At 66.0% G+C, this 12,588-nt stretch carries 10 protein-coding genes; 7 read left to right on the top strand and 3 right to left on the bottom strand.

The genetic code is table 11. The features are described from left to right. Position 1: 1 nt before the first annotated feature. Together ACUXVA_RS10210 and ACUXVA_RS10205 are read right to left on the bottom strand one after the other, a co-directional pair. A complete protein-coding gene (locus ACUXVA_RS10210; RefSeq protein WP_445491953.1) occupies positions 2–1,108 on the bottom strand; it encodes an efflux RND transporter periplasmic adaptor subunit in 1,107 nt (368 codons plus the stop codon). 303 nt (positions 1,109–1,411) lie between these two features. After that, on the bottom strand, positions 1,412–2,758 hold the full coding sequence (locus ACUXVA_RS10205) for an MFS transporter (protein ID WP_445491951.1): 1,347 nt from the start codon (positions 2,756–2,758) through the stop codon (positions 1,412–1,414). A 302-nt stretch (positions 2,759–3,060) separates the two neighbouring features. On the opposite strand from ACUXVA_RS10205, the gene ACUXVA_RS10200 reads away from it, so the two are divergent. Beyond that, positions 3,061–3,456 carry a hypothetical protein gene (locus ACUXVA_RS10200; protein WP_265080410.1) on the top strand — a complete coding sequence of 132 codons (396 nt, stop codon included), beginning with the start codon at positions 3,061–3,063 and terminating at the stop codon, positions 3,454–3,456. A 45-nt stretch (positions 3,457–3,501) separates the two neighbouring features. On the opposite strand, the gene ACUXVA_RS10195 is transcribed toward ACUXVA_RS10200, so the two are convergent. Continuing rightward, entirely contained in the window at positions 3,502–4,461 is a 960-nt protein-coding gene (locus ACUXVA_RS10195; protein ID WP_445491949.1) for a calcium-binding protein, read from the bottom strand. 287 nt (positions 4,462–4,748) lie between these two features. Between ACUXVA_RS10195 and ACUXVA_RS10190 the strand changes: the two genes are divergently transcribed. The 6 genes from ACUXVA_RS10190 (at position 4,749) to ACUXVA_RS10165 (ending at position 12,303) form a co-directional block, all read left to right on the top strand. Further along, complete coding sequence (locus ACUXVA_RS10190; protein ID WP_265080412.1) at positions 4,749–6,245, top strand: flavin-containing monooxygenase; 1,497 nt, start codon at positions 4,749–4,751, stop codon at positions 6,243–6,245. 279 nt (positions 6,246–6,524) lie between these two features. Next, positions 6,525–7,685, top strand: a complete 1,161-nt coding sequence (locus tag ACUXVA_RS10185; RefSeq protein ID WP_265080413.1) for an acyl-CoA dehydrogenase family protein — start codon at positions 6,525–6,527, stop codon at positions 7,683–7,685. Beyond that, complete coding sequence (locus ACUXVA_RS10180) at positions 7,682–9,079, top strand: MFS transporter (protein WP_445491946.1); 1,398 nt, start codon at positions 7,682–7,684, stop codon at positions 9,077–9,079. The genes ACUXVA_RS10185 and ACUXVA_RS10180 overlap by 4 nt, the downstream gene beginning before the upstream one ends. A gap of 84 nt (positions 9,080–9,163) precedes the next feature. Then, positions 9,164–9,916 (top strand): thermonuclease family protein, encoded by a 753-nt coding sequence (locus ACUXVA_RS10175; protein WP_265080415.1) that lies wholly within the window; start codon positions 9,164–9,166, stop codon positions 9,914–9,916. Positions 9,917–9,982: 66 nt separating this feature from the next. Then, on the top strand, positions 9,983–10,468 hold the full coding sequence (locus ACUXVA_RS10170; RefSeq protein WP_265080416.1) for a hypothetical protein: 486 nt from the start codon (positions 9,983–9,985) through the stop codon (positions 10,466–10,468). A 143-nt stretch (positions 10,469–10,611) separates the two neighbouring features. Beyond that, the gene (locus ACUXVA_RS10165) at positions 10,612–12,303 is read left to right on the top strand and encodes a thiamine pyrophosphate-dependent enzyme (RefSeq protein WP_445491943.1); all 1,692 of its coding nucleotides are present in this window, start codon (positions 10,612–10,614) and stop codon (positions 12,301–12,303) included. The last annotated feature ends 285 nt before the right edge of the window (positions 12,304–12,588 follow it).

Below are 12,588 nucleotides of genomic sequence, written 5' to 3'. Positions count from 1 at the left end.
CTCAGAACGTCAGGGCGGAGACGACGTGGACCTTTTGCGCGGGGTCCAGCTTCTGCACCCCAAGCACCACCACCTTGGCGCCTTCCTCGACGCCGCCGGAGATCAGCACGTCCTTGGTTTCGTAGGACTTCACCGTGACCGGCTTCAGCGCAACCGCGCCGGCGTCATCGACCACATAGAGCGACGAGCCGTTGCCCTGGCTGAACAGCGCCGAGAGCGGCACCCGCGCGATGCGCGCGGTGGTCGGATCGGACAGGGTCAGCGTCGCCGTCATGCCCAGCGACACGCTGTCGCCGGCATCGGGCAGCGAGAACTTTGCCAGATAGGTCCGCGTCGAGGCGTCGGCATTGGGCGCAATCTCGCGCAGCTTTGCAGCGTATGTCCTGGTCGGCTCCGACCACAGCGACACCGTGGCGACGCCATCCTTGGCGCGCCCGACCAGCGTTTCCGGAATTGCCACCACGGCTTCCTTTTCGGCGAAGCGCGCCACACGGATGGCCGTCTGACCAGCGGCAACTACCTGGCCGGCATCGATCAGCGTTGCGGTGACGACGCCGCGGGTATCGGCGAGCAGGGTGGCATAGGACAGACTATTCTTGGTGAGTTCGACCGAGCGCTCAGCTCGGTTCAACCGGGCGCGGGCCTCATCGGCGGCGGCCTTGGCCTGATCGAGCTGGGCCTGCGTCGACCAGCCCTTGCTGCGCAATTCGCTGGCGCGGCCTTCGGCGGCGCTGGCCTGCGCGAGCACGCCTGTGGCGGCGGACAGTTCGGCGACCGCCTGCTCGGCCTGCAGCTTCAGATCGACTTCGTCCAGAATCGCAAGGGCTTGCCCGACGTCGACGGTCTGTCCCACCTCGACCAGGCGTTTCGCCACCTTGCCGGTGACGCGAAAGCCGATATCGGTCTCGATGCGGGGCTTGATGGTGCCGACAAAGCTGCGCGCCGGGGATTCCGGCGTGTAATGCACCTCGGCGACCAGCACCGGGCGCTTGTTTTCGGCCTTTTCGGCGGGAGCCTTGCTGCAAGCGGCCAGCGCAAACGCCGGCAGGATCGCCAGCACGGCGGCCGGCTGACGGGATGAACGACGAAATCTCGGCTCACGCGACATCGGGCGCTCCTCGGCTGCAGGTCGGGGATAGCTTGAATTGTTGACTGACGAATGTCAATATTCGTCAGTCAACACAACAAGAGCAGATTGTCGCTCCCGGAAGGGACCGCGTCGCGGGCTGGCGTGGGAGTGGATGCCGCCGCGGCCTTGCGGAATCGATGCGGCAAACCCGGGGCAAAACGGCGGCAGGCGAATTCGTTGCGGCATCACCGTGGCGAGATCGCGCAAAAGCCGGGGCGCGCGCTCGGGATCAGCCGCAAGCGCTTGCTGCGGCTCGACTTTTCACCCCGAACGGGACGACGACTACTTCACCGGCCGCGCTGCCGCCGGCGCGACGAATTCCGTCGTCGTACCGTGCTTGCCGAACAGCACCAGCAGGCCTGCGACCAGCGGCAGGATCGCCAGCACCAAGAGACCGGTCGCCGTGCTGCCGGTGGCTTCCTTGATCCAGCCGATCAGATACGGCCCGCCGAAGCCGGCGAGGTTACCGATCGAATTGATCAGCGCGATGCCGCCGGCGGCGGCGGTGCCTGACAGCCACGCGGTCGGCAGCGTCCAGAACAGCGCAAAGGTGCAGAACACGCCGATCGCCGCCACGGTGATGGCCACCATGGTCAGCGTGGGATCCTGGATGTAGCCGCAGGCACCGAGCGCCAGCGCAGTGAGCAGCAGCGGCAGGCCGACATGCCAGACCCGCTCGCGGGTCCGGTCGGAATGCCGCGCCCACAGCACCATCGCCACCGAGCCGAACAGATAGGGGATCGCGGTGACGAAGCCGGTCTGCACATTGTTGAAGCCGAACGCCTTGACGATCTGCGGCAGCCAGAACTGCATGCCGTAAAGCGCGCCGACGAAGCCGAAATATACCACGCTCAGCAGCAGCACCTTTTTCGACGACAGCGCCTGCCCCAGCGTCATCCGGTGTTGCGCCTTGGCCTCGTGCTCGCTCGCGAGCTTCGCCGACAGCCAGGCCTTCTGCTCGGCGCTCAGCCAGGTCGCCTGCGACGGCTTGTCGGTGAGATAGAACCAGGTGACGATGCCGAGCACCACCGAGGGAATGCCCTCGATGATGAACAGCCACTGCCAGCCATGCAGTCCGAGCGTGCCGTCGAGGCCGAGCAACAGGCCCGACACCGGCGCGCCGATCACCGTGGACACCGGCACCGCGATGGCGAAGGCGGCGAGGAAGCGCGCGCGGTATTCGGCCGGATACCAGTAGGTGAGATACAGGATGATGCCGGGGAAGAAGCCGGCTTCGGCGACGCCGAGCAGAAAGCGCAGCGTGTAGAAACTCCAGGGGCCGCTGACCATGGCCATCAGCGCCGAGATGATGCCCCAGCTCACCATGATGCGGGCAATCCAGCGGCTGGCGCCGAATTTTTCCAGCGCGATGTTGCTGGGCACTTCGAAGATGAAATAGCCGATGAAGAAGATGCCGGCGCCCCACGAGAACATGGTCGGCGTGAACTTCAGTTCCTCATTCATGGTCAGCGCGGCAAAACCGAGATTGACGCGATCGAGATAGGCCAGGAAATAGGCCAGCACCAGAAACGGAATCAGCCGCAGCGAAATCGCGCGGATGGTCGAGGTCTCGATGTCGGTCTTGGCTCCGCGCATCATCGCGCGCGCGCCGGCGGCGGTCTGGCTCATGGTTTGCTCCCGGTCGTTTCTCGTTCCGGCGTCTGACGCGCCGCAATCTTTCGTTGCTTCAATACAGAAGCACGACGCGCGGAGCAACGGCGGGAATGCGCTGCAGGAATGCTCCGGAACTTGTGGGCGAAGATTGCCCCTCACGGCATTGCGCACGGCGACGACCGCGACACTGCGCACCATTCTGCCGCGGCGTCCGACGGGCACTACGAAAAAATTTTAGCGGGGCGTCTTGAAACCGCGCGGCGGCTTTCGCATTTTTCGCAGCGTCCCGTTTTGAAAGGAGAGTTCGGGAGGTACACATGGATATCAATCTTTCCGCATCACCGCGCATCATCGATTTTCACGCCTTCATCCATCCCGCTTCGGCGTTCAAACATCCTGACGACGTGCTGCGCGACGACTCGCTGAGCCCGGCCGAGAAGCGGATCATCCTGTCGTCCTGGGCATCCGACGCCCACGCCGTGGAGTCACAGCCCTGGCTGCGCCAGGTGCCGGGCGGCAACCGCCCAGTGGCGCTGGCGGCCATTCTCGCAGCGCTGCGCCGGCTCGACGACGACGATGGGCCGCCCAGAGGCGGCATGGCGATCCGGCCATCGGATCTGGCGCGCGCCAGCAGCCCGCCTCCGGATTGCATAGCCGAGCACAGCTTGCCGCCGCGCTTCGACCGACGGAGCGATGCCGCGCTGGCGGCGTGATGCACGACGCGCCCGGACGAGCCGGGCGCGATCGCATCCGCGCAATCAGGCGAGCTTGTCCAGCGGCGCCGTCGGAGTGGCCTCGGCACTGACCGACAGGGTCGAGCCGTCGGCGAAAGCCAGGGTCGCCGGCCCGCGCGGGTGCAGGTTCATGGTGATCTTGTCGTCGCTGCCGTCGAAGGTGATGGTCGCGGTCTGCCCGGACACGCTGACATGGGTGCCTGCCGCCGAAATGCCCTGGCCGAATTCCAGCCGCGTGTTGCGATCGGCGTAGACCGTATCCTTGCCGTCGCCGGCAGCGAAGCTGATCGTGGAATTGTCGCCCACCGAGATCAAATCGTCGCCGGTGCCGCCGTTGACGATGGCGTTGCCCGCGGCGGCATAGATGGAGTCGTTGCCGGCGCCGCCGCTGGCTTTGCTGTCGCTCCATACCGAGATCACATCGTTGCCGTCGCCGCCATCGACCTGGGCGCCCGACCAGGCGTCGATGCGGTCGTCGCCGCTGCCGCCGGAGACGATGGAGTTCGACCAGACGTGGATGGTGTCATTGCCGGCGCCGCCATCGACCTGGCTCTCCGACCACGCATCGATGCGATCGTCGCCGTCGCCGCCATGCACCCGCGAGTCCGACCACGCACGCACGGTATCGTTGCCAGCGCCGGCGTCGACCACGCTGCCGGACCACACGTCGATGGTGTCATTGCCGTCACCGGCATCGGCCAGGCTGTTCGACCAGCCGCTCAACACGTCGTTGCCGTCGGTGCCGGAGACGGTGGACAGGCCGAGCTCCTGCAGCCGCAGCAGGAAGCTTTTGACGACGTCGGACTGACCGATGCTCGCGGTCTTTGGCGGCACGGCCTTTCCGTCCGCATCATTCTTGGCATCATTGTTGGCGGGCGCGGCGGTCGCCTCGGGCGGCGCCGGGGCCGCGAAGTCCGGCGGCATCGGCGCCGTCGGCGCGATCATCGGCTTGGACCATGCGTCGTTGAGGGAGAGCTGAATCAAGGAAAACTGCCTGGCGTTGAGAAAAGATGATTTTTGACCGGGATGATAATTTCCGGCCGGCACGGTTAATTCTTCGTTGCCAGGACTTTCGGAGCATCGTCCCAGAAATTTCAATCTGATTGAATTCGTTCGAGTTTGTTCGCATCGCGCCAAATTGTCGCGGTACATATTTACCGGGGGCCCCGGCAGGACCGCTTGCCGCACCGCGCGGTCAGCCACTAGGCTGCCGGTAACAGCCGGGCCGCCATTGCGGCGGCACCGGCCAAAAAAGCGAAAAGCGGGAGCCCATGAACGTCCAGGAAAAATTCGCCAGCGCATCGGCGGTTTCGACGCAGCATTTCGATGTCATCGTGGTGGGTGCCGGAATCTCCGGCGTCGGCGCAGCCTATCACCTCTGCAAGCAATGTCCGGGCACCAGCTTCGCGGTGCTGGAGACCCAGCACAGCTTCGGCGGAACCTGGCTGACCCATCGCTATCCCGGCATCCGCTCCGACAGCGACCTGCACACTTTCGGCTATCGCTTCAAGCCATGGACCTCGGCGCCGATCGCCACCGCCGCGGAGATCCTCGCTTATATGGGCGAGGTGATCGCCGAGAACGATCTGGCGCCGCACATCCGCTACAACCACCGCATCGAAACCGCGGCGTGGTCGTCGGCCGACAATCTGTGGACGCTGACAGTCAACCATGACGGCGTGACGTCGACCTACGCCACGCGCTTCCTGTGGATGTGCCAGGGCTACTACAACCACGCCCAGGGATTTACGCCGGAGTGGCCAGGCATGGCCGACTTCAAGGGGCGCATGGTGCATCCGCAGACCTGGCCTGAGGATATCGACCTTGCCGGCAAAAAGGTGGTGGTGATCGGCTCCGGCGCGACGGCCGCCACGCTGGTGCCGGCCATCGCCGACACATGCGCCCATGTCACCATGCTGCAGCGCTCGCCGACCTTCTTCATCACCGGCCGCAACGTCAACGATCTCGCCGAGACGCTGCGCCAGCTCGAGATCAAGGAGGAATGGATCCACGAGATCGTGCGCCGCAAGATCCTGTTCGACCAGGCCGCCTTCACCAAGCGCGCCGTCGAGGAGCCGGAGGTGGTGAAGCAGGAGCTGCTGAAGGGCGTCAAAGCCTATCTCGGCGAGGACTACGACATCGCCACCCATTTCACGCCGCGCTACCGGCCGTGGCGCCAGCGCATCGCCTTCATTCCCAACGGCGACCTGTTCCAGGGCATCAAGGCAGGCAAGGCGTCGGTGGTCACCGACGAGATCGAACGCTTCACGGAAAGCGGCATCGCCCTGAAATCCGGCAAGCAGCTCGACGCCGACATCGTCGTCACCGCCACCGGCTTCAACCTCAATGTGCTCGGCGACATCGCCTTCTCCATCGACGGCGAACCGCTCGACTTCTCGCAGACCGTCACCTATCGCGGCATGATGTTCACCGGCGTGCCCAACATGGTGTGGATCTTCGGCTATTTTCGCGCGAGCTGGACCTTGCGCGTCGACCTGGTCGCCGACTTCGTCTGCGCCCTGCTCAACCATATGGAAAACACCGGCGCGACCCGCGTGGAGCCCATGCTGCGGCCGGAAGACCGCGACATGCCGCTGCTGCCGTGGATCGATCCGGAAAATTTCAATCCCGGCTACATCATGCGCGGGCTGCATCTGCTGCCGAAGCGCGGCGACAAGGCGGAATGGCAGCACAACCAGGACTACTGGTCGGAGAAAAACGAGTTTCCCGCCATCGACCTGGAAGATCCGGTTTTCAGGTACGGGTGAGTTGTGTCCCGGACGCGGTGCGGCATTCTCAGACGATGCACTTGCATCGCCGATGCCGCTCCGCAGATCCGGGACCCTGCTCACTTCCTTTGCGCCCAAACTGGACCCCGGATCTGCGGTGCACTACGCCGCCAGAAGGCGGCGTAGTGCACCGCGTCCGGGGAACCCATCCAAGCCCGGGCTGCGCGAAACGACGGCCGTGTTTGCCTCCGATCCATCCTCCTGTAAGACGCCCGTCATCGCCTTGCGTGGCGGAGAGCGACCGGAGAATTCGCATCCATGACTGACCGAGCCAACCTTATCGCCGCCAAGGTCGAGGCCTTTGTCCGCAGCGTGGTGATTCCCTGCGAGAAGGATCCGCGCACTGGACCGCACGGCCCGAGCGATGAACTGGTGCAGGAACTGCGCGACAGGGCGCGCGCCGCCGGCGTGCTGACGCCGCACATTCTGCCGGACGGATCGCACCTGACGCAGCGTGAGACGGCAACGGCGCTGATCGCATCCGGTCTGTCGCCGCTGGGACCTCTGGCCTGCAACACCATGGCGCCCGACGAGGGCAACATGTACCTGCTCGGCAAGGTCGGCAGCGCCGAGCAGAAGGCGCGCTTCCTCGAGCCGCTGGTCTCCGGCCGCGCGCGCTCGGCGTTCTTCATGACCGAGCCGGCGGAAGACGGCGGCGCCGGCTCCGATCCGTCGATGATGCAGACCACCTGCACGCTCGACGGCAATCACTGGGTCATCAACGGCAAGAAGAAATTCATCACCGGCGCGGAGGGCGCCAAAGTCGGCATCGTGATGGCGAAGTCCGACGACGGCGCCTGCCTGTTCCTGGTGGACCTGCCGGACCCCGCGATCCGTACGCTGCGCATTCTCGACACCATCGACAGTTCGATGCCCGGCGGCCATGCCGAGGTGGCTATCGAGAACCTGCGGGTGCCTGCCGACCAGATGCTCGGCGCGGCCGGCGACGGCTTCAAATATGCCCAGATCCGCCTCAGCCCGGCGCGGCTGTCGCACTGCATGCGCTGGCTGGGCCTGGCGATCCGCGCCAACGAGATCGCCACCGACTATGCCTGCCGCCGCCATGCCTTCGGCAAGCCGCTGGTGGATCACGAAGGCGTCGGCTTCATGCTGGCGGAGAACCTGATCGACATCAAGGCGTCGGAGCTGATGATCGACTGGTGCGCCGGCGTGCTCGACACCGGCTCGCTCGGCACCGCCGAGAGCTCGATGGCCAAGGTGGCAGTGTCGGAATCGCTGATGCGCATCGCCGACCGCTGCGTGCAGGTGATGGGCGGCAACGGCGTCTCCGGCGACACCATCGTCGAGCAGGCCTTTCGCGAGATCCGCGCCTTCCGCATCTATGACGGCCCCACCGAAGTGCACAAATGGTCGCTCGCCAAGAAGATCAAGCGCGACTGGAAGAACGCACAGCATTGAGCGGGCCCGCGCATCACGGCTGGCGGCTTCTGCTGCGGCGGGAATGGATTTTGCCGCTGGCGATCCTGCTCAGCGGCGTGCTGCTGCAGTCGATGAACGTGCTGATGCTGGCCACCGTGCTGCCATCCATCGTCGGCGAGCTCGGCGGCGTCCACATGTTGAGCTGGCCGACCACCGCCTTTCTCGCCTCCTCCATTGTCGCCGCCAGCAGCGCCGGCATGATCGCGGCGGTCATCGGTCCGCGGCTGACCTACTGTCTTGGCGTGACAGTCTTCGGCTGCGGCGCGCTGTTCTGCTCGCTGGCGCCGACCATGGATTTCATCGTCGCCGGACGCCTGATCCAGGGGTTCGGCGGCGGCCTCGAAGTGGCCGTGGCCTATGTGCTGGTGCGCGGCACGTTTCCCGAGCCGGTGTGGGCACGGGTGATCGCGCTGCTGTCGACGGGCTGGAGCATGTCGGTGCTGTTCGGCCCGATGGTCGGCGGCCTGTTCGCCCGTTACGGCCACTGGCGCGCCGCGTTCGTCACGACCGCCGCCGTCGCCGCGCTGCTGGCGGTCGGCGCCTTCTTCCTGCTGCCACGGACAATCGCGCCCGGCACGACGCCCCGCGTCCCGTTCGGGCGTCTCGCTTTGATCTGCATCGCCATCGCCGCGATGTCGTCGGCATCGATCGTCGCCGCTCCGCTGACCCAGGCCGGGCTGATCGCGCTGGCGATCCTGTCGCTGGCGCTGATGCTGCGCATCAACCGTGCGGCCACGTCGCCTTTGCTGCCGACCGACGCGTTTTCGCTGCGCACGCCGGCCGGCGTCGGGTTGTGGCTGGCGCTGCTGCTGTGCATCGCGTTCAGCCCGCTGCAGATCTACGTGCCGATGTTCCTCCAGCACTTCCAGGGACTCGATCCGCTGGCCGCCGGATTTGTCGTCGCCAGCGCCTCGCTGGGCTGGACCTGCGCATCGCTGGTCACCGCCGGCGTGCCGAAGCCATGGCCGCAACGGCTGATGGTGACGGGACCGGCGACCATGATCGTCAGCCTGATGGCGCTGGCCTGGCTGACGTCGAGCTCGGCAACGGCGCCCCTGCTTCCGGCCATCGCGCTGCTCGGCATCGGCATGGGCCAGTGCTGGCCGTTCGTTGCGCACAGCGTCATGAGCAGCGCCAGGCCCGGCGAGGAGGCGGTGGCCGCCACGTCGGTTCCCACCGTGCAGCAAATGGGCTTCGCCCTCGGCGCGGCCGCTGCCGGACTCGCCGCCAACCTCAGCGGCCTCGGGGACGACATGTCCGCCGCAGGCATGGCAAGCGCCGCGTTCTGGGTTCCGGCGAGCTTCGGGATGATCGCGCTCGGCGCTTGCCTGATGGCGTTGCGCCTGCGGCGACTACGCGGGGCGGCCACGTAAACACGGGCGTTTGCAGCGCGGCATTTTGCGCTTGCGTCGTTCTCGCTCATGCCCGTAATTTGGCGCGAAACCTGAAAGAAGCAGATGCGCTTTGTCGTTGCGTTGGTGACTATCCTGGCAGCAGGTCCGAGCTGGGCCGCCAGTACAATCGTCAAGGACGGCGGCACGCTGGACGTTGCCGGCGTCACCTACCGGCTGGACGGCATCGACGCCCCGTCCGTCGATCAGACCTGCATCGACGAGCACGCCGACTCCTGGGCCTGCGGCGTCGATGCGCGCGATCGCCTGACCAGGATGATCGCCGATCGCAAGGTGACCTGCGAGGACCTCGGCGCCGATGCCACGTTCAAGCAGCGCCGCGCCGGCCTCTGCACCATCGATGGCGACAAGGACAGCCTCAACCGGCAACTGGTGCGGCTGGGCTATGCCGTCAGCGTCGAGCCCTCGGTCAAGGGCCGCTTCGCGGCCGACGCCGCGACCGCAAGGGATGCCCGCGCGGGATTATGGCGCGGCTGCTTCGTGGCGCCGCAGGATTTCCGCCGCTGGGACAAGACGGCGCCGTTGCTGGGCACATCCTGCGCCAGCGACAAGGATCAGGAACTGCGCGCATCGCTGTTTCCCGACGAACCGGTCACGCCGCCGGGTTGTTCGATCAAGGGCAAATATTCTGCGCGCGCCCGCGTGACCGGTCACGTCGGCATCTTCCACATGCAGGGCTGTCGCAGCTATGCCGCCCTCGCCAAGCTGGAGCGCTGGTTCTGCTCCGCCGAGGACGCACAGGCCAACGGATTTCGCAAGGCGTTCAATTGCCTTGGCAGCAGCCGACGGCAGCCCTGACCGGCAACCTTGCGGCTCGCCGCCGCGCAGCATTGAACGAAGCTGCCGCTTGCGCGACCAATGGCGATGAGCGAGAGCGGCCCAGCGACCAGCCCGAGTGAATCCGAGTGCCGCCATGACAAGGTGCGCGAATGGATCATCGACGCGCTTTCGCTGGCCACGGCCGGAGCTGCCGTTTCTCATTACAATCCGGACGGCATTCTGGCCACGATCATCATCGCCGCCGGCGCATCGGTGGTCGGGGCTGTGGTCTGGCGAACCCTCTGGGTTTTGAGTAGCATCATGCTCGCAAGCGTCGGCGTGTTGATCTACTTCTTCACCCTCATGCACGCGATGAGCTTTGGGCTGCCCGCCATGGTGCTCGCGATGTTCGTTCCCGGGATCGCACAGGCCTATGTGATCTGGGCGTTGTGGGCCGCAACAGGCACGCTGCTGCATCCGCTGATGCTGATGTGCCTGGCGTGGCTGGTTCTGCTCGGGATCTGCCTGTTCGAACAGAAGCTGTTCGCAGGTTGGCGTCCACGACGGTCGAAAGTCACGTCGCTCTGCTAGCGCCGCCGTCTTGTCGATTGTTCCGGCGAACGCTCACGATATTGTTTACGGGGATCGGGACAACCGCGGTGCGAGCCGCGCATCCGGCGGCTATGCTGCGGGCATCCCTGCCTCGCCGCATCGCGGCTTTTCCCGGAGCTGTCATGTCGAAAACCGTCGCCGATGAACTCGTCCATGTGCTCGAAACAATCGGCGTGCAGCAGATCTTCGGCCTGATCGCCGACTCGCTCAATCCGCTGGCGGATTCGGTGCGGCGCAGTTCCATTGAATGGGTCGGCGTGCGCCATGAGGAAGGCGCGGCGCTGGCCGCCGCGGGGCAAGCCAAACTCACCGGCCGGCTCGGCGTCTGCGCCGGCTCAACGGGGCCGGGCTCGACCCATCTGGTGGCCGGACTCTACGAGGCCGCGCGCGACCACGCGCCGGTGCTGGCGCTGTCCGGCGAGATGGCGCGGGCGCAGAAGGGCACCGACTTCTTCCAGACCACCGAGCCGGATCTGCTGTTTCGCGACGTGGCGCTCTACACCCAGACAGTGTCCACCGCCGCGCAGGCGCCCGGCGTCATTCATCAGGCAATCTCCGCCGCCTATGCCGGCCCCGGCGTCGCGCATCTGACCTTGCCGGTGGACGTGCTGACATCGAAAGCGGCGGGCGCGACCGCGAGTCTGGCCACGCTGGTCCCCCGCGGCGAGATCCTGCCCAACGACGCCGCAGTGAACGAGGCCGTCCGGCGCATCGACGCGGCCGAGAGCGTGGTCATCATGTGCGGCCATGGCGCGCTCGGCACCGCCGAGTTGTTGCGCGCGCTGAGCGACAGGTTGAAAGCGCCTTTGGTGCATTCGGTGCGTGGCAAGGAGATCATGGCGTTTCATGACCCGCGCTGGATGGGCGGCCTCGGCATGATCGGCACCAAGGCGGTCTACAACGCCGTGCATGACTGCGACCTGCTGGTCATGGTCGGCACCGACTATCCCTATTCCAACTTCCTGCCGCCCAAGGGCCACGTCATCCAGATCGACGAGCGCGCGCAAGTGCTGGGCCGGCGCACGCCGACCGAACTCGGCGTCATCGGCTCGGCGCGGCCGACGCTGAAACTGCTGCTCGACAAGGTGGCCGCCAAGACGGACGGAGACTTCTTCGACAAGACAAGCCGCGCACGCGCGAAATGGGATGCCATGCTCGACGAGCAGGCCGACCCCGCGCGCAGCAAGGACAAGATCCACCCGCAGGCGGTGGCGCGCATGGCCGGCGACCTGGCGCGGCCGGACGCCATCTTCGTGCTCGATACCGGATTGAACACGCTGTGGTCGGCCAACTACATCCGGCAGAACGGCACCCAGCGCATCACCGGCTCGTTCAACAACGCTGCCGTGGGCACCGCGGTCGGCCAGGGCAACGGCATCCAGGCGCTGGACCGCAGCAAGCAGGTGATCGTGCTGACCGGCGACGGCGGCTTCAACATGCTGATGGGTGAGTTCATGACCGCTGTGCATCACAAGCTGCCGATCAAGGTCATCGTCTACAACAACTCCGCCCTCGGCCTGATCACGCTGGAAGCCGAAAGCGTCGGCCTCGCGCCGTTCCGCGAGGCGATCGAATTCCCCAATCCGGATTTCGCCGCACTGGCGCGCGCCTGCGGCGCGCAGGGGTTCACGGCGAAGCTGCCCGGCGAGCTGAAGAAGGCCATCGCCGACGCACTGGCCTGCGACGGTCCTGCCATCGTCGATTGCGTGGTCGCAGCGGACGAAGTGCCTAACCTGCCGCATATCGAAGCCAGCATGGTCGGCAACTATGCGCTGGCGAAGATCAAGGAAGCGGTGATGGCAGTCACCGGCTGACCCTCCCGGCGGCAGGCGCGACTTCACGGTCGCGCGCCACCCCGCCGGCCGGTGGGCGAAATGCGGCCAGGTCGGCGCAGGCTTCGGTCGCCGGCGAAACTCTGCTCTGCAGAGAACGCGCAGCCGGCGACTGTCGTCGCACCCAACGCATACCCGCCCAGCCGGGTTCGTCATTGCGAAGCGTGAAGCGACGAAGCAATCTGGGAACCACAAGAAGAATGACCGGATGGCTTCGTCGCAAGTGTTCTTCGCAATGACCTCTCCTTCAAGGATGACCCGCCGCTC

The organism is Rhodopseudomonas sp. RCAM05734 (assembly GCF_052658035.1).
The sequence above is the reverse complement of the archived record's forward strand: the minus strand, read 5'-3'. Positions and strand labels throughout refer to the sequence as shown.